The following is a 25,772-nucleotide window of genomic DNA, read 5'->3' as shown; positions in this document are numbered from 1 at the left end:
TGCCGGCTGGTCTCAATTGCCGGTCGACCGATGCCGCTTCCCTTGGTGTTCCATGACGACTACAGCCCGCCGCTACCACCCGGGCATCGCTTTCCGATGGAGAAGTTCCGGTTGCTGCGCGATCACCTGGTCGCCAGCGGTTTGACCACGGACGAGGCATTGTTGCGCCCCGAGCTGTGCGATCTTGCCAGCCTCTCACTCGCACATGACCGCCAATATGTCGAACGGTATTGCAGCGGGGACATGAGCCACCAGGAACTGCGCCGGCTCGGCCTGCCTTGGAGCCCGGCGCTGGCGCAGCGTACGGTGCGGGCAGTGGGCGGCTCCCTCTTGGCGGCCGATCTCGCCCTGCAGCACGGCCTGGCCTGCCACCTGGCCGGCGGCACGCACCATGCCCACCACGATCACGCGTCGGGCTTCTGCATCTTCAACGACCTGGCAATCATCGCGCTGTCGCTGCTCGAACGCGGGCGTGTCGGCCGTGTGCTGATCTTCGATTGCGATGTGCACCAGGGCGACGGTACGGCGCGGATACTCGAGGACGTAACCGATGCCATCACCGTCTCGCTGCACTGCGAAACGAACTTTCCGGTGCGCAAGGCACGCAGCGACTGGGATATCGGCCTCGCGCCCGGGCTGGGTGATGACGATTATCTGAAGGTGGTCGACGACACCCTCGCCTACCTGTTGCCCCTGTACCAGCCCGATCTGGTGATCTACGACGCCGGGGTCGACGTGCACCGCGACGACGCCTTGGGCCTGCTCAACCTCAGCGACGAGGGCCTTGCCCGGCGTGACACCGCGGTGATCGAGCACTGCCTGGGCCGCGACATCCCGGTCGTTGGCGTGATCGGCGGTGGCTATGACAAAGATCGCGCGCTGCTCGCCCGCCGCCACGCACAGCTGCATTTCAGTGCAGCCGAGGCCTGGACGCGCCACGGGCTAGGCTGATTCGACGCAACGCTGCGATCGGAACCGCATCCGCTACAATGCCCGCCCCGCCACTGACGACCCTGTTCATGACTGCTGCCCCTTCCCGCATCGCCATCATCGGTGGCGGCCCTGCCGGCCTGATGGCCGCCGATGTACTCAGCCAGGCTGGCGTTGCGGTCGATGTCTACGACGCCATGCCCTCGGTGGGCCGCAAGTTTCTGCTGGCCGGTGTCGGAGGCATGAACATCACCCACTCTGAGCCCTTCGAACGTTTTGTCTCGCGCTACCGGGAACGCGCTGCCGCGCTCCGCCCGCTGCTGGAGGCCTTTGATGCAACGCAATTGCGTGAGTGGATCCACGCGCTGGGCATCGACACCTTCGTCGGCACCTCGGGCCGGGTGTTTCCCACCGACATGAAGGCCGCGCCGCTGCTGCGTGCCTGGCTGCGGCGCCTGCGCGAGGCCGGCGTGCACATCCATACGCGGCACCGCTGGCTGAGGTGGGGCGACGACGGCACCCTTCGCGTGCGTGGACCGGAAGGCGAGCGTACAGTCGCCGCCGACGCCGTGCTGCTCGCTCTCGGTGGCGGCAGCTGGGCTCGCCTGGGATCGGATGGCGCCTGGGTGCCGTTGCTGGAGGCGCGCGGCATCCCGGTGCGCGCCTTGCGCCCGGCCAATTGCGGCTTCGATGTCACCGGATGGAGCGCGCATCTGCGGGAGCGCTTCGCCGGCGCGCCGCTGAAGACGGTCAGCCTTTCGCTGGCGGGCGGCGAACCGCGCAAGGGCGAGTTCGTCATTACGGCTACTGGCATTGAGGGCAGCCTGGTGTATGCGCTGTCTGCGGGGATTCGTGAGCGGATCGAGCGCGACGGCCATGCGCAGGTCACGCTCGACCTACTACCGGATCATTCGTTGGAGAAGATCGTTCGCGCCCTGACCAAGCCACGCGGCTCGCAGAGCATGGCCAAGCACCTCAAGCGTCAGCTCGGCCTGGATGGCGTAAAGGCCGCCCTTTTGCGGGAATTGACAGCGCCCTCGGCCTTCGACGATCCGCCGTGCCTGGCGCAGGCCATCAAAGCGCTGCCCATCATCCTGCTGCACCCGCGCCCGCTGGATGAGGCCATCAGCAGTGCGGGCGGCGTGCCCTTCGAATCGCTGGATGACAACCTGATGCTGCGCCAACTCCCCGGCGTGTTCTGTGCCGGCGAAATGCTTGACTGGGAAGCGCCTACTGGCGGGTACCTGCTGACTGGCTGCTTCGCCAGCGGCCGAGCGGCGGCGCAGGGCATGCTGCGCTGGCTCGGCCGCTGACTCGGCACTACATCGTCATGACGATGCGGCCTTCAATGCGGCCGTTGCGCATGTCGTCAAATATCTGGTTGATGTTGTCTAGGCTGCCCTTGTGAATGGTGGCGCGAACCTGGCCTTCAGCGGCGAAGTCCAGCGCTTCCTGCAGGTCCGCACGCGTTCCGACGATCGAGCCGGTGATGCTGATGGCCTTGAGCACCACGTCGAAGATTGGCGTCGGGAAGTCTCCTGGCGGCAGGCCAACCAACGCGACAGTCCCATGGCGCCGTGCCATGCCAATCGCCTGGCCGAATGCGCTGTTCGATACCGCCGTGACCAGCACCCCGTGAGCGCCGCCAATGTCGCGCTGAACCACCGCGACCGGATCCTCGGTGCGCGCATTGATGGTCAGGTTGGCGCCGAGGCGCTTGACCAGCTCGAGCTTGGCATCGTCCACATCGACGGCCACCACGTGCAGTCCCATCGCCTTGGCGTACTGCACCGCCACATGGCCCAGCCCGCCGATTCCGGAAATCACGACCCACTGGCCGGGCCGTGCACGAGTCTCCTTCAGTCCTTTGTAGACCGTGACGCCGGCACAGAGAATGGGCGCGATTTCCTCGAAGCCGACATTGTCGGGAAGGAGGCCAACGTAGTTCGGATCGGCCAGCACATACTCGGCGTAACCACCGTTTACCGAATAACCGGTGTTCTGCTGGCTTTCGCAAAGCGTTTCCCAGCCGGTCAGGCAGTGCTCGCAGCAGCCGCAGGCGGTATACAACCAGGGCACGCCGACGCGATCGCCCTCCTTCACCCGCGTTACGCCAGCGCCGACCGCGGCGACATGGCCGACGCCTTCATGGCCGGGGATGAAGGGCAGCGCGGGCTTGACCGGCCAATCGCCCTCGGCGGCGTGCAGGTCGGTATGGCAGACGCCTGAGGCGGCGATCTTCACCAGGATCTGACCGGGGCCGGGCATCGGCACCTTTACTTCCTCGAGGCGCAGTGGCTCGCCGAAGGCGTGGACGACTGCCGCTTTCATGGTCTGGGTCATGGGCATCACTCCAAGAAGTCCGTGGGAAGCCCAGTCTGCTGCAGGCAGAACCGGGCGCACCTAGACCCAGATCAGTGTTACCGCGCGTTGAACGACCGTTGATCGGCCGCGCACCGCTCAGCGCTTCTTGGGTTTGTTGCCGCCGAGGCTGGGCACCTGGCGGATCGGCTTGGCGTTGGGCTTCTCGTTGTCGTCGAACCAGTTGCCCAAGTGGATGCGCCCCTTGCCGGGCACCTGCTTCTGCTTGGGCTTCTTCGGCTTCTTGACGATTTGCCCACCGGGCTGAGTGACGGGCACACGGTGGTCGGGGATGAAGTCCGGCTCGTCATGGCGCGGCAGCACCTGGCCGATCAGCGTCTCAATGGCGGCCAGCTGGTCCACCTCGTCGGCGGCCACCAGCGAGACCGCTTCACCGGTCGCCCCGGCTCGCCCGGTGCGACCGATGCGGTGCACATAATCCTCGGCAACGGTTGGCAGGTCGAAGTTGACGACGTGCGGCAGATCATGGATGTCCAGACCGCGCGCCGCCACGTCGGTCGCCACGAGGATCTGTACCTCGCCGGCCTTGAAGCGTTCCAGCGCACGTAAACGCGACGCCTGCGGCTTGTCGCCGTGAATCGCATCGCTGGAAATGCCCTGTGCCAGCAACTCCTCCACCAGCTGGTCGACGCCCTTGCGCGTCTTGACGAAGACCAGCACCTGGTTCCAGCGCCGCGCTGCCAGCAGGTGCAGGAACAGCTCGGATTTGCGCTTCTTGTCCACAGGTACCAGCCACTGTTTGACCGTCTTCGCAGCGGTGTTGCGCGGACTGACCTCGATCGACAGCGGATCACGCAACAGCTCGCGCGCCATCTGCCGGATCGCATCGGAGAACGTAGCGGAGAAAAGCAGCGTCTGGCGTCTGGATGGCAGCGCGGCGAACACCTCATCAAGCTCCTCGGCGAAGCCGAGATCGAGCATGCGGTCGGCTTCGTCCAGCACCAACGCTTGAAGTTGACCGAACTTGACGGCGTTCTGCCGGTAAAGATCGAGCAAGCGGCCAGGCGTGGCGACGAGCACATCGACACCCTTGCGCAGTGCCATCATCTGCGGGTTGAGGCTGACGCCGCCATACACCGCGTAGGTGCGTAACGGTAGATGCTGGCCGTAGGTCCTGAAGCTCTCATGCACCTGCTCGGCGAGCTCGCGCGTCGGCACCAGCACCAGCGCGCGTGTCGAATTGCTGGCTACCGCCGGCCCTTCCTGCAATAGGCGCTGCAACAGCGGCAAGGCAAAGCCGGCGGTCTTACCCGTGCCGGTCTGCGCTGCGGCCAGCAGGTCGCGCCCTTTGAGCACGGCGGGAATGGCCTTGGCCTGGACGGGGGTCGGTTTGCGGTAGTCGAGCGCCTCGAGCGTGCGCAACAAGGGGTCGATCAGGCCCAGGGAGGCGAAGGTCATGAGCAGCAACCAGAGGATGAAAACGAGGCGCGCAGTTTACGCGTAAACGCGGCGCGACGCTGGAGCGCCCCATCCTCGGCGCACCCGCTGCGGGGCACCGACGGCCGATGCGACGCGTCAGGACTTGAGCAACAGCCGCCCCTCGATCGGCACATAGCGCGTCGCCGCCCGGATCAGCGATTGGGCGGTCAGGCCGGGCGCGCCATAGGCGGTCGCTTCGGCACCACCGGCACGCACCCGCTCGAGCAGCCGGTCGAAATCGCCGTCACCAGATGCCAGAACAATCTCGTCGGCGTGGCCGATGGCGTCCAGCACATCGATGGTGATGCCAACGTCCCAGTCGCCCTTGGCCGATCCGTCGCTGCGCTGGATATAAGGTTTGAGCTTTACCGTGAAACCGAGGTTACGCAGGATTTGCTGGAACTGCTGCTGCCGGGCGTCGCCGCGGTCGATGGCGTAGGCCTGGGCGATGACGATGTCCCCGCGCGCGCTCAGCTCGGCCCAGAGTGCGGCATAGTTGAAGTGGCAGCCATGCACCTGGCGCACCGTGTAGTAGAGATTCTGCACATCGGCAAACAAGGCGATCTTCTTCACGAGCCGGTCCGGGATGAGGGGCTGCCCAGTATGGAGGGCGACGGCCTACCTGTCGCCGACGATTGTCGGTTGGGCTACAGTGCGCGCCTGTTTTCGCCGCCATCCGACCGCCCATGAACGTCCTGTCGATCTTCCGTGACGCCTGCTTTTTCTACAGCCGCAACCTGCCGGCGATCCTTCGCCTCTGTCTGCCCTGGATCGCGCTGGAGAGCGGAACGCGGCTGGCCGTCGACCATCTGCTCGGCCAGGGCGCGATGCCAGCACAAGAACTGCTGGTCGGGCTGGTCTTCTACCCGTTCTACGTCGGTGCGTTGATCCTCTATCTCGACGCCCGCAGCCGAGGCTTCGACCCGGCGATTCGCGACGTATGGGTCAGGGCATTGCCTTTGTGGCCGGCGCTGGCCGTGCTGGCGGGCCTGACGACGCTGTTGATCATGCTCGGCGCCTCGCTGTTCGTGCTGCCGGGCATCTGGATTCTGGTGCGCCTGGCATTCGCCGAATACCTGCTGGTGCTGCGTGGGCTGACGCCCCTGGCGGCGCTGAAGGGCAGTTTCGCACTGACCCGTGGCCGCTTCCTGCTGGTGCTTGGCTGCACCCTGATCGTGCTGGTGCCGGTGTGGCTGCTCGAGGCCGGGCTGGCGGCCAGCCTCTGGCACGGCGACACCCCGCCCGGCGCCCTGGCGGTGCTGGTCGACAGCGCATTGGGCGTGTTACAGCTGCTGGCCACCGTGGTGCTGTTCCGCTGCTACATGCTGTGTAGCGCGCCCATGGCCGTCACCGACGATGCCTGATCGCGCGCAGGTGCATCGCCGCGCGGTGGTCTAGGCTTGCCGCCACCGCACGGAGGACGATCATCATGGCCACTGAAAACCCCAGCATCCTGTCGCACATCTCTCTCGGCACCAACCACTTCGACCAGGCCTGCCGCTTCTACGACGAGACCCTCGCCGCCTTGGGGTGCACACGCATCATGGCGCACCCCGGCGCTGTAGCCTGGGGCCGCGAATACCCGGAGTTCTGGCTGCAGACGCCTATCGACGGCCAGCCCGCAAGCGCTGGCAACGGTACGCATATCGGTTTTTTTGCCGCAGACAAGGCTTCGGTCGACGCCTTCTACCGCGCGGCACTCGCAGCCGGCGCGGTGGATGACGGCGCACCCGGACCCCGCGCCGAATACGGCGAGCCTTACTACGGCTGCTTCGTGCGCGACCTGGACGGCCACAAGATCGAAGCCGCGTACTGGGACATGGCCTTGGCACAATCGCCCCACGGCGGCGACCAACCCGCCTAGCTCGCGCCCTGCGAAGCCCTGGCGCCAGCCAGCCGGGGCAGCAAGAGCCGTTCGAACAGTCCCGGAAACAGCCGCGCCACCAGCCGTGCCTGCCAGCCGATGTTGGACAGTACCAGCAAACGCCGTCGCTTCGAGGCGCCCAGGTAGATGGCCTCAGCGACATCCTTCGCCGACGCCACACGCCCGGCCGTCAGCGCGGGCTGCGGCGAGGTGGAGCCGTCCCCGACGAGCACGTTCTTGCGCAGATCGGTGGCGGTGTAACCCGGGCACACCAGCATGACATGCACATCGCGGTCGTCCAGCTCGCAGCGCAGCGTGTCGAACAACCCGTGCAGCGCATGCTTGCTGGCGTTGTAGGCCGCGCGCTCTGGCACCGGCGCATACTGCGACAGGGAGCTGAGCACGATGATCTGCCCGCAGCGCGCCTGCAGGCTGGACAGCGCCGCCTGCGTACAGTGCAGCGCGCCGTAGAAATTGACCGCCATCACCCGTTCGAACACCCCGGGCTGGGTGTCGACGACTCGGCTGCGATGAGTGATGCCTGCGTTGTTCACCAGCACATCGATGCCACCGAAGCGCTCGATCACCAGCGCCACTGCATGCATCACGGCATCGCGGTTCGACACATCGCAGCGCACCCCCAGCATCTCGGCGTTGTGGTGGTCGAGCACATGCTGAGCCAGGCCGTCGAGCGCGTTCTGGTCGAGGTCGAAGACGGCCAGCCGCGCGCCGGCCTGGGCCATCCGTTCGACCAATGCGCGGCCGATGCCAGCGCAGCCGCCGGTGATCAGCACGACCTTGCGGTCGAATACCTTGCTGGTGAATACCTTGCGCCGCATGCACCACTCCCCATCGTCGGTTCGCACCCGCTTCGTCCATGCCTGCTAGGCTGAAGCCTCTCTCGCTACAGCATAGTCAGCCTCCATGACGCGCCGCCGTGTGATCGCCCTTAGCCTCGCCAGCAGCCTGCTCCTGTTGCTAGTGCTCGCAGCGCCCTGGCTGTTGGCCTGGCGTCCCGCTGCGCGCGAAGCCGCGCCCACCGCCTGCATCGGCCGCGCGCCGGCACTGCTCGCCGGCCAGGCGCTGAAGATCATGAGCTGGAACGTCGGTCACCTCGCCGGGCAGACGCCCAGCAACGAGCAGGTCGAGCCTGAGCATCTCGAACGCAACCTGCAGGCCGTGATCGAGGCGATTCGTGAGCAGGAACCCGACATCGTGCTGCTGCAAGCCGTAGACGTTGGGGATACACGAACCGACCGGATGGATCAGCTCGCCGCACTGCAAGCCGGCCTGAGCGATCGCTACCCGTGCAGCAGCAGTGCGTTCTATCGCCAAGCCCGCTGGTTGCCGCTCCCCACGCTGTTCGACAGTGCCGGGGCCCGGCTGGGGATTCTCAGCCGCTATCGCCTGGCGGACGGCGAGCGCCTGCAACTGCCACTCGCTGAACCGAGCGGCTGGCGTTCGGCCTTCGAAGACAAGCAGGCACTGCTATGGGTACGGCTGCCGATCCGCCGCGGCGGTGAGATCACCCTGGGCACGCTGCTGCTCGATGAGCATTCCGCCGAGCAAGCCCAACGCCAGGGCGAACAGGTGCAGCGCTGGGCTGACGGATGGCTGGCCGAGGGCCGAACGCTGCTGCTGGGTGGTGACTTCAGCCATTGGGAGCGGCCGCAGGCGCTGGCCGACATGCGATTGGCGGAGATCCCTGCCCCATACGCGCCCATGCCCGAAGACCGTTCGCCGATACCGTCACCCGGGGGTGCGCCACCGCGTACCCGAATCATTCACAGCGGCAATATCAAACGCCTCGATGCCATGCAGCCGCCGCTCAGGACGGCGGCCTCCCCCTCTGCACCGTTGATTGCACGCCTGCTTCTGCCCGTCGGCAGCTAGACAGCGTGACGGACGCCGACCATCCTTGCCCAGAGCACGCCACAAGGAGCCGTGATTTCCCTTGAACGCCTCGTTCCGGATTCTGCTGGTCATGGCCAGCCTGCTGCTGGTTGGCCCAGGCCTCGTGATGGCCGCGCCCGAGCCGAAACGCTCGCTGACCGTGGGCTACTACGATTTTCCGCCCGCCATCTACAGCGATACCGCTGGCCAGGCCCAGGGCCCGCTGGTTGACCTGACCCGTGCGGTGATCGAGAGGGCCGGCTACACAGCGACCTTTCGCGCGCTGCCGAGCGCACGCCTGTATGCCGGCCTGCGAGACGGCAGCATTGACCTATGGCCGGGCGCACCGGGCAAACCCGAGCTGGCTGCCGACACGCTCGAAGGCAAGGAAACGCTGACCGCCATCAGCCTCAACCTCTACCACCGCGCCGACACCCCGCCACCCGTGTTGCCACAGAGCCTGGCCGGGCGCGGCGTCATCGTCATCAATGGGTACAACTACTGGCCGGGCGTCAACCAGATGCTGAACGACCCGAACCTGGATATCCGCTTGCATCGCACCAGCACGCATACCTCGGCACTGCAGATGTTGGTGCACCGGCGTGCCGACTTCCTCCTCGACTATCAGGTTCCGGTCAAGCAGGCACAGCAGCAACTGGGCATGGCACCGCTGCCCTACCAAACGTTGCACCGCGTACCGATCCGCTTCATTGCCTCACGCCGTGCGCCAGATACCGAGGCCGTGCTCCAAGCGCTCGACCGCGCCTATGCCGAACTCGTCGCGGCGGGCGTGGACACGAGCCTGCCAGGCGAGTGACGGCTCAGGTGCCGCGCGGCTTGGCCCGTGCGGTGGGCTCGGCGACCAGTGGGTCGTCCGGCCAGTAATGCTTGGGGTAGCGGCCTTTTAGATCCTTTTTCACGTCGGCATAGGTGTTAGCCCAAAAGCTCGCCAGATCCTGGGTCACCTGCACAGGCCGGCGCGCCGGTGACAACAGGTGCAGCTTGACCACTTGCCGTCCGCCAGCGATGCGCGGTGTATCAGCCAGGCCGAAGAGTTCTTGCAACCTCACCGCCAGCACCGGCGGTGATTCGTCGTAATCGAGGCGGATGCGTGAGCCAGAAGGCACCTCGATGGCCACCGGCGCGAGCTCGTCGAGACGCTGGGGCAGCGGCCAAGTCAGCAGTGTGGCGAGCATGCCGCGCAAGTCCAGTGCGGCGAAATGCGCCAGGCGGGACACCTTCCCGAGGTAAGGCAACAACCAATCTTCGAGCCGATCGAGCAGCGCCCTGTCGCTGACGTCCGGCCATTCGCTGCTGCCGCTTGCGTTCAGATCGAGCTGCCGCAACAGGCCGATACGCGCCTGCCACTGACGCAGCTCCGGCGTCCAGGGCAGCAGCTCCAGCCCTTTGCGGCGGACCAGCCCAAGCAGGGCGCGGCCGCGTGCCTCGTCACCCAGCCCGGGCAACGGCTCGCGGCTGAGCACCAGCTCGCCGACGCATCGCTGCCGCTCGGCCCTTAGCACACCTTCACGCTCGTCCCACTCCAGCTCGTCGCGCATGCTGACCTGCTCGGCCAGCACGTTATCGAACAGCGCCGGGTCGAGCGCCGCCGCCCGGTAGATCCGCTCCTCACGCTGGCCCTGGCGGCTGCCAAGTTCGGCAATCACCAGCCATGGCGACTTCATCAGCGCATCCGGCTCGGCAAACACTGCCGCACGCCCATTGGCCAGCCGGTACTCGCCACCGCCCTCGCGACGCTGGCGGGCGATGCGGTCCGGGTAGGCGAATGCGAGCAAGGCGCCATGCCAGCGGTGGTCCTCGGCATCCACCGGCGCGGCGGGTGACGGCGCGCGCAACAGGTGGCGAAACTGCCGTGACAGTTGCCGCACACGCCCGGCCCCGGCATGCCGGCCTGCGCGACCATCGAGCAGGCCCAGCCGAGTCGCAATATCGGCGCCGGCGCTGCGCTGGCCGCCCGGCTGTATGTCGCGTTCGACCAGCAGCGCGGCGAGATCCGCCGCCAAGGCCGCAAGCCCAAGTGCCTGCCCACGCAACAGCAGATGCGCAATGCGCGGATGGGCCGGCAACTCGGCCATCGCCTGGCCGTGGGGCGTCAGTTGCCAGCCGCCATGGGTTGTCCGGCTCAGCGCGCCAAGGCGTTGAAGCAGGTCCTGCGCCTGGGCATAGGCGGCCGTGGGCGGTGCGTCCAGCCAGGCCAGTTCATCCGGCTCGGCTCCCCAGCGCGCCAGCTGCAGCGCGACGCCGGCCAGATCGGCCTGGAGAATCTCCGCCTCGCTGTATGCAGCCAATTGCGCATGCTGATCCTCCGACCACAGCCGATAGCAGACCCCAGGCTCCAGGCGCCCCGCCCGCCCGGCGCGCTGAGTCGCCGAAGCACGTGAGATGCGCCGCGTGTCCAGACGCGTCATACCGCTGCCCGGGTCGAAGCGCGGCACACGCGCCAGCCCGGCGTCGACCACCACGCGAACGCCCTCGATGGTCAGGCTGGTCTCGGCGATGTTAGTCGCCAGCACGACCTTGCGTTGGCCGGCCGGCGGCGGCTCGATCGCGGCGCGCTGTGCATCGAGCGCCAACTCCCCGTGCAGCGGACAAAGCATTACGCCCCGCGCAGCCAGGGGCTCCGACAGCTCGTCGTTGACGCGCCGGATCTCGGCCTGCCCCGGCAGGAAGACCAGCACACTGCCCGGTTGTTCATCGAGCGCCTGTAGCACGGTCTGCACCACCCGCGGCTCGATGCGTTCGCCCGCCTGGAACGGCCGGCCCCAGCGTTCGGCCACCGGATGCATGCGCCCCTCGCTGCGAACCACGGGCGCATCGCCAAGCAGCGCCGAGAGCCGGTCCCCCTCCAGCGTGGCGGACATCAACAGCAACTTGAGCGGCTCGTCACGCAGCAGGGTGCGGGCATTGAGCGTCAGCGCCAGGGCCAGGTCGGCATCCAGGCTGCGCTCATGAATTTTGCCTTCCGCTTGCTTTTGTCAAACCCCGCCTATACTCAGTAAAACCGCGCCATAGGCAGCTTAGGAACAATGGACAATAATCTGACAATTATCAAATACCCCAGAAGCCTAGGCATCTATCCCTACAAGGTGCTGCCACACGCCTTGGTCGACCAGATTTCTAGGGGGTTGGCCGGTGTACCTGGACGCAATGCCCTATGCACTCCAACTGTCCTAAAACTCTTCGAGGCCTACTGCGACATAGCAGGCCACAAAATTACGTACAAATCGCCATCGTCACCACGCTTCCTGCGCATTGCAAAAGGGTTTCTAGGCGCTTTATCTGACCGTTCCTTCGTGGCAGCGTCTGGATCGGCCAGATACGCATACATTGCAGGGTTTTTATTGATCCTCGATGAACTGAGGAAAGTAGCTCCTAACACTCCCACCTTCAGCAGCGAAGAAAGACTAAGCATTGAGAATATGCAGATATGGGAAGATGAAAGATCAACACTGTCCCCAGGCGCAATTCTTTACTGGAGTGGATGGATTGTTAATGGGCGACTTGGCAAAACCAGCTATGCGCCAATCCCGTTGATATGGAACTCTCACGGAGCCACCTTTGCCGAAGAGACTTACCAAGCTTACCAGCAATATTCGAAAACAAAGCTCGCACCCAATCACAGCGAATTTTACCTTTTTCTGACCTATTTAAGTCAGAACGCCAAACTCTGGCCCTGCAGCACGTTTCGTAATCCAGTAAAACTCAAGCAACTATTCATTGAATTTATGCTTTACAGCTTCAAAAAGACTCATGACTCAGGCTCAGATATCAATATCAAAACAAGAAGCTATTCTAAATTCGCATACACGATGGATGAAGCTTTCATTCAGTCAGGATTATGGGTCACTCCTTTTTCCGGAAGCATTCCCCGCCCAGTTTCGAAAGCGCCACCCGGCACGCACACGCATATAAGGAAAAAATCGGACGGCTCGTTGGAAAAAGTGAAACTTGTCACTACAGTACCGCTAAGCCTAACGGAGACAGAAGCAATTGAGATACTCTTCAAAAACATCAAAAGTGATATCCGTCTAGTCTTGTCATGGGCAAAGGAAAAGCTTCATACAATCAGAATATTGGAGCTTAAAAGAAATCGTCTTGCCCGCGAAGGCCGACCGATCACCTCAGGTAACTCTTGTAAAAACAGCCTCAGCGAGATTGGAGAGCACAACGTATGCGCGACCTTTGCCGAGAGCGGGCTATCCTATATCAGAAAGAACCCTGAACGAGTAATCGGAACGGCATCTAGAGCCAGTGTTTCTAACCTCCTAGCCCTACCTACCACAGAGCACTTCCTAGCACTTCAACTACTCTTAGTCCACGAGCACCCCTGCTTTAACGAATCATCGCTTAAATACCTCGAACTGTATGATAAGCGAGGAAATGAAACTGGATTTAAAAGCACAGACGCAGGCTACCAGCTAACTGCATATAAGGATCGTAAGGGGGGAAGGCTTAGCGAGATTACCGTGATACTTAGCCCGAGGCTGGCAGCTTATGTTCGCAGGGTCATCTCGCTGACCCAAGCTCTACGGGAAGAGTTGCGCAAGGCTGGAGATGACAACTGGAGAAAACTTTTTCTGCACTGCACGGGTTACATCGGCCTTCCCAAGCAAGCTGAGCCCATGAAAATAAACAGAACAACCATCCGATACTTACAAGAAACAGTGAACGAATTTTCTGCTCTCAGCGGTAAAGATAGCGAAAGCACAGAAGACTTTCTGTGTCGCCTTTCTGTTACAGCATTTCGCGCATCTAGTGCCGTCGAGGTATATCTAGACACACACAGTGCCGAGGAGATGGCTAAAGCCTTGGGCCATACCGCATACAATGCAGGACTTCTTCGCAGTTACTTACCCGAGCCAATCCTTGATTTTATTCAGACCAGGTGGATCCGTGTCTTTCAGCGAGGACTCATATGTGAGGCTATGAAAGGTAGCCCTCGCCTGCTTGACGCGACAAAATTCGAGAGCATGGCGGAATTCCATTTATTTATGGAAAATCACGCGTTGCGCTCCATTCCGGAGCACCTTCAGAACCCAGACCAGCTCATCCAGCCCGGCAAAGGGCGGAACACCGTGCATCGGTATACTCAAACGGCCGATAGGCTAATAGTCCCGATTGAACAAGGTGTTCTTATCGCTTTAGTTTCTCTAAAAGAAGCAGTTTCTTTGGCGAAAGAAAAATCAAGAATCAATGCGAAATCAATATATTGGTCGAAGTTCACAGAGTTAGTTATCAACGAAATTGAAAGCGGCTACAACAACGAGCTCCATCAGTACCTTAACATAGCCCGGCAAAGCATTGACGCAGCGAGCATGGAGAATCTGATCTATGAAGTTACCGAATGAATTAGAATTTCTATCGCCGTTTTTGCATAGCCCGCGCGAGGCATACCGCTCGGCCTCTTGGCTACTTAGCGGTTTCGACGAACCCGTATGGCTTATAAGCTTTGGTTACAAACAGACGAAACAATTGAAATGGAGTGTTTTTCTTGATAATGGTACTAGGCTGACCGATTTAGAAAACAGTGAGCTACTGGAGGGGCTTAAATACTTTCTCACTTCTTGTACCAGAGACCTTCACGGGTATCTAGGCGAGACCAATGATATTCAGGGCAGCCAAGCTGCTTGCTTTCAGCGAGCGTGCCACCTTATCGACTACCTTTTGATCAACGGCGAAAGATATCAATTAGCCACATACGGTTTAGCGGGTCTTACGGGTGGTAATTTAGCGGAAATACTAGATGCTATCGCCAGCAAAACCACAATCCATGACTCGGTATACAATTGGACAGGGCGCCTGAAAGCTTACTGTCTTAGCCTTGTATCTGCAGATGGCGATGAACGCGTCCAAACATTTCTCAAAGCGAACCCACAGGTTGCCGAGATAACTCACGAACAACGACGTGATGATGAGCTAGGCATTGATCATGCGCTTATCCCTTCGATACGGGCCGCACTTTACCTCAAGGGCCTATATCATAAGCAGATGCGAAATGGAAACCAGCCCAACACTATCGCGATGTCCAATTTACTCTATCCGGAGACGATATGGGGACGATCTCAAAATAAGCCAACTCACCCCATCCTATGCTACAACAGTGGCAGCAGCTTATTTTCTAGGGAGTACCCAGGAGCGCCTGTTACAAGCGGCACGAAGGAGCTAATGCGCGACACCTCCTTCTCCCGGTACAGCTCATCACTCTATAACTTGGGCGTTCTGCATGAGCTAAACGTTCCCTGCCCCTCAGTTGACGCGCTTACCCAGTTATTAGAATTCACCCCAGCCCCAGCCTTAGCCAAAACAGGGAGATTCAAATCCTTACCATCAGCAGCGGTTTTTGAATCACTTCGATGCGCGATAGAATTTCATCTCGATTATGGCGAAGCGCTAATACGGGACTTCTGCCGAATAGCTTTAAAGTGCCGGAAGCTCGGAATTAGCCCATGCCAACTGCCGCAAGATGAATTCGCTAATCTATTGGGATGTCGGCTTCGCGAATTGGGAGTTAAACGGCTATTCCGATCGTTAAAAGAAAAGAGCACTTCGCTGCAGATGACAGGGCGAAAAGGTAACAAGCAAACCTATTTCGCTAGTCTACGTGAGAGCTGCTACCTATACGACTCGATGGTTGTTTATGTAGGGGCAATCCAGTTCACTGTAGGGGTTCTCATGGCAAGGCGCTCAAGTGAGCTGTACAAACTAAAAGCAGATAGCTGCCTGGACGAGGCTGCGCAATGGCTAGTTTTCGACAACGCAAAAAGTACTCGTCACCTATTTGGATTTCGCCGTAAAGAAGCTCGCCCAATCGAGCCAATCGCCGCAGACATGGTCAAAAATCTAATAAGAATGCAGAAAATCTTAAAGAGGGTTGGCTTCATAAAACAAACGCAAACCCTTTTTTCAACTCCCTGCATGCGCGGCTCAGCCACTCTCACCCAATGCAGCATATATTCATACAATCGTAACCTAGATTTTTTTTGTGACTATATTCAAACTCCAATAAATATGAACGGCGAACGCTATTATTTCAGACAGCATCAACTCCGCCGTTTTTTTGCCATGCTATTTTTCTACTGCGGCAGCTTTTCCAAGCTTGACACGTTGCAATGGATGTTAGGCCATACCGATCCTAAACACGTTTATCGATACATTACGGAATCAACCGATGGCGCCGTGCTTGTTGGCGCGAAATCCCAATACATCGCGGAGCAGCTACACCAAGGCAAGAATGAAAACTATGGCGACCTTACTAAGCTACTTTATGAAAAATATGGAACTAAAGATTTTGAGCTTATAGATACAGATGTATTGGAAGATCAAGTTGCAGAGCTAGTGCAAGAAGGCTGGATCGAAATTGAGCCCGATTTTTTTGTCGATCATCAAGAACACAGATTTAAGATAGTTGTGCGCTTAGTGCGCAAATCGGAGCTTGTATGAGCAAAGTTACTACCCGAACCAACTTAGCCATCGAAGGGGTCGAAACATTGCAGTCGCTCTTGATTAGCATCATACAGAAGCCACAGCTGTATAAGTTGGATAGTGAACTGCGGATGGCATTAAAAACCCAGGCTGGCATATCACACTTGAAAAAAACTTTTTCCGTGGACGGCCTGGGCTCCAGAAGTACATCCCCGATGAGCCTAAACACCCTGAAGACACACGCCAACCATAATTTAGCTGGAGGTTTTAAATCAATTAACTCCTTGAGGCTTAAGGCCATTGAAGCTCTTAATTTATGCGACCAGACTCAGATAAAAGCCACCAAAAGAACCAAGTCGGGTCTTTCGGCAAAGCTAGAGCAAGTCCAGCATGAACTGGAAATGCATCGCCAGACTAATGTACTGCTATTGCGCGCAGTATCTGAGGCCATGTTTCAGTTTACGAGCATCGGAGATGCTACCGACAAAAAAGTACGTGATAAACGGACTCAAGATGCACTTCAAACGCTTCGGGCTATTTTAAGCTTAACCCCTCCTCCCTTCAGTCTGAGCCGACCGTCAGGTGAGGTAACGCCGCCTTCGCTTGATGTTATTAATCTTGGCGACTACAGAAGGATCTAGCTAGATGCTATCAGAGCCCGGAGGGAAGCTATACTCGCTTCTAAGCGAATTTCAAATCTTTAGTCACTTCTCAGTAGACAAAATCAGCACTCATGACGCCACCAATATGCCATTTATGGTTTGGCCAAATGGGTCACCATGCCTGATCGGCAATCTCTATATGCAATCCCTTCTAAACCGCAAAGGCCGTGGGCGGCGAGGATTGTCGCGTAGAGGGCATAAAGGTGGGTCAATGGGCGAATATGCTGCCAAAGTCAGCCAAATATTGCGCCGTTGCTATCGAGATGGGACTGACCCTATAGCTTTGAGCGATGCGCAATTTACGGCATACATCGAAGAGATACGCTGTGAATCAGCGAGCTACAACCCTGCACAGCGTAGGAAATCTGACACAACTGTAATAGCCACAGGACGCGTGTGGCTCGATTTCCTTTCGTTCGTTGGAAGGATCTATGGGGAAGATAGATTCGTTTCCCCGGATGGCACCATTAGAGCTAGGGAGGAGACTCTTAGAGCTATTACCAGCAATGGGCGGAAAATCGCTCGCAGCTATCTAACCCATCACTCCTTTGGTTCTAAACACCGAGAGCGCCGGCGCAGCCCAGTGACCTCTGAGCAAATTGAGCTTTTGAAGTGTGCCTTACGAAGGCTCGACGCGCCCACTTCCGTTAAGGTGAGGCGGGGTTGCCTCATTGATCTCCTGATCGACACGGGGGCTAGACGCGATGAAATCGCTAGTCTAAAGGTTGACGCTGTCCTTGCGGCTCTTGCAATGGAGCATCCTCTCCTCGAGTTCGAGACTTTGAAGCGCGAAGAAGGAGCAGTACGCTTCGTTCCTATTTTCGTCACGACATTAAGAAAGCTTCGCCAGTACATGGAGGTTGAACGCCGACGGATCATGAGGCATGTGTACAAGGGCAAAAGGGATCATGGTTTCTTCTTCGTTTCCTCCACCACCGGTATGCCGCTTACTGGGCCCGTACTCTCTAACGAGATTAGAGAGCTTCGCAAGTTAGCAGGCATCAAAGCACAGGTTACGCCTCATACATTCCGCCACGCGTTTATCACTAACCTTTTCGTACGATTCATTCAACGCCACAAGCTCACGAATGACGATGAATTTTGCAGGGCTTTGCTTGATAGCACGACATTTAAAGCGGAGGTTATCAGCTGGACAGGCCACCTCAATCCAGACTCGGTCGACCGCTACATCCACCTTGCCTTCCGCGAGCTGTCAGACTACACCGAGACAGTGAATTCAGTGCATCTGGTTATGGCAATGGACAAGTACTTTGCCGAGGAAAATGAGCTCCTAGCCATGTTGGAAGAAGGGATGCCGGTAGACGCTTACAAAAAGGAGCTCATAGCTCTTAGGCAGATGGCACAAAAGGACTTCGACATTGCCAAACAGCGTGAATCGGTATTGCTTAGACAGTAAGGCTTGCTCACACAAGGTGCCCTAAAACCCCTATCGTTCAGCCTCCTCTCGGTTTCGTCCGAGCTGTAGGCTCTGCTTCAATCGGATCATCCGGCCACCAGTGTTTCGGGTATCGGCCCTTCAGATCTTTCTTCACCTCTATGTAGGTGCTGCGCCAGAAGTTAGCCAGATCCTGGGTCACCTGGACGGGTCGCCGAGCCGGCGAAAGGAGGTGCAGCTTGATCGGCAGCTTGCCGCCCGCAATGCGAGGTGTATCCCCCAGCCCGAACATCTCCTGGAGCCGCACAGCCAGCACTGGCGGAGACTCGCTGTAGTCCAGCTTAATAGAGGATCCTGACGGCACCTTTATGTGGGTTGGAGCCAACTCATCCAGCTCCTGCGGAAGCGGCCAGGGAAGCGCACCGCGCAGAATGGAACTGAGGTCTAACAGGCTGAAGTGACTCAGCCGGCTGACGTTACTCAGGTACGGAAGCAGCCACTCGTCCAAAGTCGCGAGCAACGTGGCATCACGAACACACGGCCACTTACTTTGTCCCTGCTGCGCAAGATCCAACTCACGCAGGAGCGTCACACGCGCTTGCCACTGGCGCAGCTCTGGCGTCCAAGGCAAAAGCTCCAACCCCTTCTTCCAAACAACCCCCAGAAGCGCCCGGCTACGCGCATCCGCATCGAGCGCCTTCAGTGGCTGGCAGCTCAACACCAACTCTCCCACCTTGCGCTGACGCTCGGCAACCAGGGCCCCAGCACGCTCATCCCAATCGAGCTCGTCGACGAGCACCACGTGCTGCGCAAGCACGCTTTCGAACAATGCAGGATCAAGGTCAGCCGCGAGGTAAATGCGCTCTTCACGCTGTCCTTGTCGGCTACCCAGCTCAGCAACTACCAACCAGGAGTGCTTCATGAGCGCGTCAGGTTCGGTGAACATCGCAGCGCGACCATTGGCGAGCCGATACTCGCCGCCGCCTGCACGGCGCTGCTGAGCCACGCGGTCTGGATAGGCCAACGCCAATAGGCAACCGAGCCAACGAGAATGCTCTGGATCAGCCACGGCCTCTGTGACGCTCCCACGTTGGTAGCTGCGGTACTGACGAGAAAGCTGCTTGATTCGCTGAGCAGCACCGTGGGCGTGTCGCGGCCTGCGCTGACTGCCCTCTAGCATCGCAAGCCTGCTGTGCAGATCAGCCCCTCCACCAGGTAGCACATCACGCTCGCCCAGCAGCGCCGCCAGATCACAGGCGAGTGAGCCCAAGCCCAGTGCGTGACCACGCAATAGCAAGTGAGAAATTCGGGGATGTGCCGGCACCTCAGCCATCGCTTGGCCATGGACAGTCAGGCGGCCGTCGGCTTCCAAAGCCCCCAGGCGATCCAGAAGGTCTCGCGCTTGAGCGAAGGCGGCGGCTGGAGGCACGTCGAGCCACCTGAGCTGATCCGGCGTAACGCCCCAGCGCGCAAGTTGCAGCGCCAAGCTAGCCAGGTCGGCCTGATCAATCTCCGGCGCACTGAAAGCCGCAGACTGCTCGTGCTGAGATTGAGAAAAAAGGCGATAGCACACACCCGGCTCCAGGCGCCCAGCTCGACCCGCGCGCTGAACAGCACTGGCCTGGGATATGCGTTGTGTCGCGAGGCGGGTCATTCCGCTTGCCGGGTCAAACCGTGGCACCCGCTCCAGACCGGAGTCGATCACCACGCGCACGCCCTCAATGGTCAGGCTCGTTTCGGCGATGTTGGTCGCCAGCACGATCTTGCGCTTGCCCAGTGGAGCAGGCTCGATAGCCGCGCGCTGCGCACCAAGATCCAGTTCGCCATGCAGGGCACACAACAGAAAATCACCACGCCCAACAAGCTTATCGCTGAGCTCCTGATGCACGCGTCGGATTTCGGCCTGGCCGGGCAGGAAGACCAGGATGCTTCCTTGCTGATCCCGGACAGCATCGAGGCATGCCCGGACTACCTTGGGCTCAATGTATTCGCCAGCCTGATAGGGCTGACCCCATAACGTGCTCACGGGGAACATCCGCCCCTCACCAATCACAATCGGGGCCTCCCCCAGGAGGCTCGAAAGGCGAGCACCTTCCAGAGTGGCCGACATCACAAGAAGCTTCAGTGGCTGTTCAGCACGGAATAACTCACGGCCATTCAGGCATAGCGCGAGAGCCAAGTCAGAGTCCAAACTCCGAAGATGAAATTCATCGAATATGACGAGACCGACACCTTCCAGCGAAGGGTCATCCTGGAGCCTGCGCGATAGGATGCCTTCGGTGACCACCTCAATCCGCGTGCGCGGGCCGACCCTACTTTCCAGGCGAATACGGTAACCAACGGTCTCACCCACCTTCTCGCCCAGCTCAATGGCCATGCGCTCGGCAGCTGCGCGAGCAGCCACTCGACGGGGCTGGAGCATCAGAATGCTTTGCCCGTTCAACCAGGCTTCGTTGAGCAGCGCCAAGGGAACGCGTGTCGTCTTACCGGCACCAGGCAGCGCCTGTAATACGACAGAGTCGTGGCCAGTCAGGGCCTGGCGCAGAGAGGGGATGGCGGCATCGATGGGCAGCTGGATCATGTTGGCTCCATGTCAAGCTGCACAGTATATCGCTGAGACAGACGCCCCCTTTACCGATTAACGCTGTCGTAAAACTTATACCGTCAAGGTGATGGGCTAATTGCGGCCCCAAGCACCGGATCACCACTGACATCCACCCCGCGCCCCTTGAAGATCTAAGCCCTCTTGCGCCAAGGGATCAGCCAAAGGAGGCAGGCGTTGGATTCAACACCAGAGCGTCCCTACACATCCTTGCCACTAGTGCCGGCAAGTTGCCATTGCCTCTAATTGACCACGCAGGTTATAAGGCTTCACCTCGCCGATACGGATATCGCCATGCAATTCCCCGAATCCCTGAAATCCCTTGGACTAATAGTCACTGGCTTTACGGCGGGCATCGCGGCCTTTCAAAGCATTCTTTCCATAGCCGGTCTAGAGGTTGGCCCCCTCCACTCCTCGTGCCCCAATGGCCAGGTCGCGCTGCGGGTTGAGGCCTATCCATTTGACGCCAAGGTCGACATCAGTGAGCTCGACAAGCCCTTCTATAATGGAATGTGCCTCAACCAAGGCCGCTACGGCGTCATAGTCAAGGCCGATCGATATCAACCAGAACACCGCGTTGTTCAGCTTGGGGCATCAGATCAGATCTCTCTGTTCTCCCTGAAGCCCAAGATCATTGTCCACTTGGACAGGGAAAATATCGTTGCTGATAGAAAATTCACTGGCGAGGCGATATCAATCAGATTGCTGGATATTGACGTGCGATCTGCCGTCCAGTTGATCGCCGACTTCGCAGGCAAGAACTTCGTCGTTTCAAATGAAGTTGAAGGAACAATAAGTCTAGCGCTGGAGGATATCCCTTGGGACTTGGCGCTGGATTCAATATTGATCTCCACCGGAAATCAGCTTGTGGAAAGGAACGGGCTATTTTATGTATCCAAGAGATACTAATGCCCTGTCCCGAAGGGGCTCGACATGATTGAGAGCGAAATCCCTCCGCCAAAGCCAGCTGATTTTTCAGCAACGTCCCTGGATTTCCAAATGGGGGCGCCCGTTGCCGTCCTGGAAAGACTGTTAATAACGTCCTCTGACGACTGGGAGGACTTCACGCTTGAACTGGTGCACTACCTCAAGAAGCAGTACCTGAAAGTCACCAAATGTGGCGGCGTTGATCGCTGGCAAGAGAAGACCTCACTTCGAAAAGGGTTATCGCGCTATCGGCTTTTCGTCGTTTGTCATTGGGCTCATGCAGCACCTTGCGCCATTGGGCCGACACCCTGGCCTTGTAGTTCTTGACTCGCCTCTTACGATGTACAAACAGGCCGACCAAGACCGTGGCGAAGAGCAAAGCGAAGCTGACAAGATTGCGGGAGACATGGTGTATTCATTCTATAGCGATGTTGCCGAGAACTACAAAGATCGGCAGATCATCATCTTCGACAACCAAGAGCCTGACGTATCCCTGATCCCTAGCGTGACCTATTACCATTCCTCGAAAAATAGGAATATGGGAAGATTTGGTTTCTTCTCACCTGTTGATGGGAAGAACTGCTCTCAAGCCAAAAGGGAACCGCGCTAGAGAAACCTGCGGGCATTGCTTGGCGCCTGCTAAAGCGGTAAAAAACTGATCTGTAGAACTAGGACTGACTATGTCTATCATTGCCGAATACAAAGCCCTCGAAGCCCAAATCGCCGAGCAAACAGCTCGTCTCGAAGCGCTCAAAAACGACGAAAAACTGAAAAAAGAAATCGAGTTTGAAACCAAACTCCGTGCCTTGCTCGCTGAGTACGGCTACTCGCTGCGCAACGTAATCGCAGTCCTCGACCCAAAAGCTGGGAAAACTGCGGAAGCGCCTGTTAAAGGCACCCGCCGAGAGCGCACCCTTAAACGCTACAAAAACCCGAATACTGGGGAGGTCGTCGAAACCAAAGGCGGCAACCATAAGACACTCAAGGCGTGGAAGCAGGAGCACGGTTCTCAAGAAGTTGAGGGCTGGCTGCAATAAGCCGTTTTTGCTCTATCAGCGAGGGCCGCGAAAAGCGGCCTATTTCGTTTGCAGAATCGGCATGACGCTTAATGAAGAGCGCGGACTCTGGGCGATTGAGCTGGAGGAATACGCTGCTGATGCTCTTGGTAGCAATGTGCGCGGCTACCTAGAGAGATTTGCATCCAGCGATCTAGCGAAGGAGTTGCCCAGCCATGAAAGTGCCGAAGGCTTGGCGCAGTTGGGCGGGATCCTGCTCCGCAGCATCGAAAGCGGTAGACCACCATTATTGGGTGGGCTACGCCCCCTTCCCTTTATCAGCAAAATTTTTTTGTGTGCTGAGGCATCTCTATAGCGGACTGACGCTTTCCCCTCTTGACCGTCCTCCCCGCAACCGTCGTTCCTAGGTGGTGTCCGCTTCTGTCGGACTTCTGCCTGTTGCGACAGGCTCGAAACGGCCAATAGCCGTCACTCCGTTATATAGGAGGTCACGTCGATTCAAGCTATAAATTCACGAATGCGTGAGCAATTTTGGAAAAGGTCAGGCAATCCCATTCTTTCCCATTCCCCGGCATCGGCTTTGCACCGGTTGGTGCACGTGCGGGGGTATGTATGCACGCAACGTACTGATCTATGGCATTATGATGTCATCCGCGAGGGCATCACTGACGCGTACATTACCAGCATCGGATTTCAATCAAGTCGGTTCTAATCGTTACAGCGTGGATCAGGGAATGGATGGCTATCACGGCAACTACAAGTATAAAATAATTGAGAGAATCGGCGAAGGTGGCTTTGGATTTGTAGACAAAATTGAGCTATTCAATACTGCTGATTATCGATGCGGTGAATATGCCCGCAAATCCTTGAGTGTTCTTGACCCAGAACTTCGCGATGAGTTTCGAAGACGTTTCGCCCGTGAGGTGTCATATCAAGCCTCCTGTGTGCACACTCATGTAGCTAACATCTACCTTTGCGATCTAAAATCAGACCAGCCATGGTTTATTATGGATCTCGCGGATGGCGATCTGCAAAAGGATATCGAGAAAGGGATTCTAACGCCAGCTCAGAAAATCGATGTACTACTGATGGTTGCGGATGGCCTTATATATTTGCACTCTTTGGATTACCTCCATCGCGATATAAAGCCTTCCAATATTCTCCGATTTAAGAATGGCATTTACAAGTTGTCAGATTTTGGGCTGGTCAAAAATCTAGACAAAAGCACCGAGTCTGAAGTTATTACAAAGATTGCAACAGCAATGGGCACCGCTAAATATATGGCTCCTGAAATATCTATTGCGGGCGATTACAGTAAAAGGACTGATATCTTTGCGCTCGGTGTGCTATTGGAGGATCTGGAAATGTTGGAAAATCCAGGCGTTCATAAAGTCTATATGAAAAGCACTGCCCGGCGCCCCCCCTGATCGTTACGCAGAAGTTCAAGAAATGCGAAATGAGCTTGTTGCCGCCATCTCAGGAGAGCTCAAATGATTAAGTTATTAAGCTCAAGTGTTTTCTCATTTCCAAAAGAACTAGCGCGAAAAAATGAAGATTCTGTTCTGCCGCCACGCAAGGTAGGAACCGGGTTCCTGATGGCGATTGCAGATGGTGTTGGTTCTTATGCTGGGGCAAGCAACGCATCCGAGTCGGCCATCGAATATTTAATAGGCTTGCAACCGGCAGCATTAGAAAGCGCTGATGCGGTTGAGAAGATATTTGACCAGATTAAAATTCGCGTCTCAAATCTTACTCAGGAAGACCCTAGTTACTATGAGGCCGCGACTACTTTAACCTTCTGCTATGCGGGAGAAAAGGGTATAAGAATAGGTCATGTTGGAGATTGTCGGGTTTATTTGAAAAGTGATCGAAAGCTTATTCAAATTACCAAAGACCATACCCAGCATCAGATGCTTATAGACGAAGGTTTATACAGACCTTCTGAGCTAAAAGAAGCAGGCGGGAAAAATACGCTGTTTTCAGCAATATCAAAGAAAATTAATCTACGCTTCCAAGAGATTTTCTTGAGGTATGACCAAATTTGTGCCAATGATGGTAGTGTAAGCTTGTTCATTATGTCCGATGGCGCCTACCATTCGTGGGAGTTGAGGCCGCGCTTTCTGGAAAGCACTCTTGAAGATCCGAACCGGTTCGCTGCAAACCTACGTAGACGTATCGCACGGCTGGTGCCTACGGATGATTGTTCGCTTGTAGCTGTAAAGTTGACAGTTAAACCACAGTTTGAACTTTTTGATTAGACTCGCTTGCAAATCTGGCTGCATTAGGTGCAAAGTTTAGTGTGGCCGGCTTATTCCTCTTAATAGCACAGTAACCTTACGGCAACATAGTCAGCCTGGCTCCACGTTTAGGCTGATTTAATGCATATTCCGCGCGATGGAAGCTGATCTGTTTAAACTCTATCCGTCCGTGGGAGAAGTGAACGGCGACAGGGCCAATTTCAACTACGGCGTGGCGAGCGGCGTGGCGCACCAGTACGGTCAGTGTGCTACGAAGATCGACTTCACCAGCAGGACGGCTGAGCCCCGAGATGAAGTGAAGGGGCTTGGTGCACGGGCAACCTTCTACATGTTCGATAGGTACAACCTGAAACATGTCGCGTCGGCAGCAGGTGTTGATGGCTTGGAGCAAGCAACACCCGGTAACTACATGGGAGCGTGAGCGTAATAATCGGATTGCCAAACTTGTCGGGCATTCCAACCCATTCGTTACGGGGCAAAGCACCTGGTCAATAGCTACAGGCCACGCGGCGAAGGAGTCATGAAGCCTGATCGGAAGGATCGCCAAGCACAGAGCGCAGCACGACCCAATGTCGCTATTTCTCAAGGCAGCGTGATCGGCAACAAGAACAGTCTCGTCTACCACATTCCAGTCGGCTGCCCAAGCTACAACCAGGTTTCCGAACTGAACCGCATTCAATTTGAAACGGAAGCAGAGGCAGTTGATGCTGGGTTCAGAAAGGCTGGGAATTGCAAGTAGGGCAAAGCATTGAAAGATGACCAGCAGTCAGCCCGGCCATAACGGCGACGTCTCCGCTGGCATCGACGTCATGTATGAATTGATCTCACTTAGCCAGCCTAGGTGCTGAACGAAGCTGTTGCGGCAGGCACTCAAAACCATTTTAAAATTCGCGCATCCAGGCGAAATCTACATACGCTAACGTGCCGTTAATTTTCACATTTTCACGTAACGCGCAAACTTCAAATTGGGAGGCGTTTTT

The 25,772-nt window shown here is 58.0% G+C and carries 22 protein-coding genes and 2 pseudogenes; 18 read left to right on the top strand and 6 right to left on the bottom strand.

The window, feature by feature from the left end; genetic code table 11:
• Window positions 1–30 precede the first annotated feature (30 nt).
• Entirely contained in the window at window positions 31–951 is a 921-nt protein-coding gene (locus tag M1D78_RS03170; RefSeq protein ID WP_437422021.1) for a histone deacetylase family protein, read from the top strand.
• A 38-nt stretch (window positions 952–989) separates the two neighbouring features.
• The gene (locus M1D78_RS03165) at window positions 990–2,243 is read left to right on the top strand and encodes a TIGR03862 family flavoprotein (protein ID WP_437422022.1); all 1,254 of its coding nucleotides are present in this window, start codon (window positions 990–992) and stop codon (window positions 2,241–2,243) included.
• A gap of 7 nt (window positions 2,244–2,250) precedes the next feature.
• Here M1D78_RS03165 and adhP read toward each other — a convergent pair whose 3' ends face one another.
• The 3 genes from adhP to M1D78_RS03150 all read right to left on the bottom strand — a co-directional run bounded on the left by adhP (window position 2,251) and on the right by M1D78_RS03150 (window position 5,304).
• A complete protein-coding gene (gene adhP, locus M1D78_RS03160) occupies window positions 2,251–3,279 on the bottom strand; it encodes an alcohol dehydrogenase AdhP (protein ID WP_437422023.1) in 1,029 nt (342 codons plus the stop codon).
• Between the two features lie 111 nt (window positions 3,280–3,390).
• Window positions 3,391–4,710, bottom strand: a complete 1,320-nt coding sequence (locus M1D78_RS03155) for a DEAD/DEAH box helicase (RefSeq protein ID WP_437422024.1) — start codon at window positions 4,708–4,710, stop codon at window positions 3,391–3,393.
• A 117-nt stretch (window positions 4,711–4,827) separates the two neighbouring features.
• Window positions 4,828–5,304, bottom strand: a complete 477-nt coding sequence (locus tag M1D78_RS03150) for an NYN domain-containing protein (RefSeq protein WP_437422025.1) — start codon at window positions 5,302–5,304, stop codon at window positions 4,828–4,830.
• Between the two features lie 113 nt (window positions 5,305–5,417).
• Here M1D78_RS03150 and M1D78_RS03145 point away from each other — a divergent pair, with 113 nt between their 5' ends.
• Both M1D78_RS03145 and M1D78_RS03140 read left to right on the top strand, forming a co-directional pair.
• Window positions 5,418–6,095 carry a YciC family protein gene (locus M1D78_RS03145; RefSeq protein WP_437422026.1) on the top strand — a complete coding sequence of 226 codons (678 nt, stop codon included), beginning with the start codon at window positions 5,418–5,420 and terminating at the stop codon, window positions 6,093–6,095.
• A gap of 65 nt (window positions 6,096–6,160) precedes the next feature.
• Window positions 6,161–6,595 carry a VOC family protein gene (locus M1D78_RS03140; RefSeq protein ID WP_437422027.1) on the top strand — a complete coding sequence of 145 codons (435 nt, stop codon included), beginning with the start codon at window positions 6,161–6,163 and terminating at the stop codon, window positions 6,593–6,595.
• On the opposite strand, the gene M1D78_RS03135 is transcribed toward M1D78_RS03140, so the two are convergent.
• A complete protein-coding gene (locus tag M1D78_RS03135; protein WP_437422028.1) occupies window positions 6,592–7,434 on the bottom strand; it encodes an SDR family oxidoreductase in 843 nt (280 codons plus the stop codon). The genes M1D78_RS03140 and M1D78_RS03135 overlap by 4 nt on opposite strands.
• An 85-nt stretch (window positions 7,435–7,519) precedes the next feature.
• Here M1D78_RS03135 and M1D78_RS03130 point away from each other — a divergent pair, with 85 nt between their 5' ends.
• Entirely contained in the window at window positions 7,520–8,488 is a 969-nt protein-coding gene (locus M1D78_RS03130) for an endonuclease/exonuclease/phosphatase family protein (protein ID WP_437422029.1), read from the top strand.
• A gap of 91 nt (window positions 8,489–8,579) precedes the next feature.
• Complete coding sequence (locus M1D78_RS03125; RefSeq protein ID WP_437422500.1) at window positions 8,580–9,305, top strand: substrate-binding periplasmic protein; 726 nt, start codon at window positions 8,580–8,582, stop codon at window positions 9,303–9,305.
• A 4-nt stretch (window positions 9,306–9,309) separates the two neighbouring features.
• Here the strand turns inward: M1D78_RS03125 and hrpB (M1D78_RS03120) are convergent.
• Window positions 9,310–11,466, bottom strand: a pseudogene (gene hrpB / locus M1D78_RS03120) (ATP-dependent helicase HrpB); the annotation flags it as partial.
• Window positions 11,467–11,535: 69 nt separating this feature from the next.
• Between hrpB (M1D78_RS03120) and M1D78_RS03115 the strand changes: the two are divergent.
• The 4 genes from M1D78_RS03115 (at window position 11,536) to M1D78_RS03100 (ending at window position 18,010) form a co-directional block, all read left to right on the top strand.
• Entirely contained in the window at window positions 11,536–13,857 is a 2,322-nt protein-coding gene (locus M1D78_RS03115; protein WP_437422030.1) for a hypothetical protein, read from the top strand.
• Complete coding sequence (locus M1D78_RS03110) at window positions 13,841–15,949, top strand: integrase (protein ID WP_437422031.1); 2,109 nt, start codon at window positions 13,841–13,843, stop codon at window positions 15,947–15,949. The genes M1D78_RS03115 and M1D78_RS03110 overlap by 17 nt, the downstream gene beginning before the upstream one ends.
• Window positions 15,946–16,572, top strand: a complete 627-nt coding sequence (locus tag M1D78_RS03105; protein ID WP_437422032.1) for a hypothetical protein — start codon at window positions 15,946–15,948, stop codon at window positions 16,570–16,572. Before M1D78_RS03110 ends, M1D78_RS03105 begins: the two co-directional genes overlap by 4 nt.
• A gap of 232 nt (window positions 16,573–16,804) precedes the next feature.
• A complete protein-coding gene (locus tag M1D78_RS03100) occupies window positions 16,805–18,010 on the top strand; it encodes a tyrosine-type recombinase/integrase (RefSeq protein WP_437422033.1) in 1,206 nt (401 codons plus the stop codon).
• A 37-nt stretch (window positions 18,011–18,047) separates the two neighbouring features.
• Here the strand turns inward: M1D78_RS03100 and hrpB (M1D78_RS03095) are convergent, their stop codons facing one another.
• Entirely contained in the window at window positions 18,048–20,570 is a 2,523-nt protein-coding gene (hrpB, locus tag M1D78_RS03095) for an ATP-dependent helicase HrpB (RefSeq protein ID WP_437422034.1), read from the bottom strand.
• Between the two features lie 315 nt (window positions 20,571–20,885).
• Between hrpB (M1D78_RS03095) and M1D78_RS03090 the strand changes: the two genes are divergently transcribed.
• The 8 genes and pseudogenes from M1D78_RS03090 to M1D78_RS03055 all read left to right on the top strand — a co-directional run.
• Complete coding sequence (locus M1D78_RS03090; RefSeq protein ID WP_437422035.1) at window positions 20,886–21,500, top strand: hypothetical protein; 615 nt, start codon at window positions 20,886–20,888, stop codon at window positions 21,498–21,500.
• Between the two features lie 24 nt (window positions 21,501–21,524).
• Window positions 21,525–21,845 (top strand): hypothetical protein, encoded by a 321-nt coding sequence (locus tag M1D78_RS03085; protein ID WP_437422036.1) that lies wholly within the window; start codon window positions 21,525–21,527, stop codon window positions 21,843–21,845.
• A 13-nt stretch (window positions 21,846–21,858) separates the two neighbouring features.
• Window positions 21,859–22,128 carry a hypothetical protein gene (locus M1D78_RS03080; protein ID WP_437422037.1) on the top strand — a complete coding sequence of 90 codons (270 nt, stop codon included), beginning with the start codon at window positions 21,859–21,861 and terminating at the stop codon, window positions 22,126–22,128.
• A gap of 70 nt (window positions 22,129–22,198) precedes the next feature.
• A complete protein-coding gene (locus M1D78_RS03075) occupies window positions 22,199–22,555 on the top strand; it encodes a histone-like nucleoid-structuring protein, MvaT/MvaU family (protein WP_437422038.1) in 357 nt (118 codons plus the stop codon).
• A 61-nt stretch (window positions 22,556–22,616) separates the two neighbouring features.
• Entirely contained in the window at window positions 22,617–22,889 is a 273-nt protein-coding gene (locus M1D78_RS03070; RefSeq protein ID WP_437422039.1) for a hypothetical protein, read from the top strand.
• 253 nt (window positions 22,890–23,142) lie between these two features.
• Window positions 23,143–23,961, top strand: a complete 819-nt coding sequence (locus M1D78_RS03065; protein ID WP_437422040.1) for a serine/threonine-protein kinase — start codon at window positions 23,143–23,145, stop codon at window positions 23,959–23,961.
• 63 nt (window positions 23,962–24,024) lie between these two features.
• Entirely contained in the window at window positions 24,025–24,792 is a 768-nt protein-coding gene (locus M1D78_RS03060; protein WP_437422041.1) for a PP2C family protein-serine/threonine phosphatase, read from the top strand.
• Between the two features lie 124 nt (window positions 24,793–24,916).
• Window positions 24,917–25,531, top strand: a pseudogene (locus tag M1D78_RS03055) (endonuclease I family protein); the annotation flags it as partial.
• Window positions 25,532–25,772 lie beyond the last annotated feature (241 nt).

The organism is Pseudomonas sp. SA195 (genome assembly GCF_054131565.1).
Note: the sequence above shows the minus strand (reverse complement) of the source record. Positions and strands in the feature narration are given on the sequence as shown.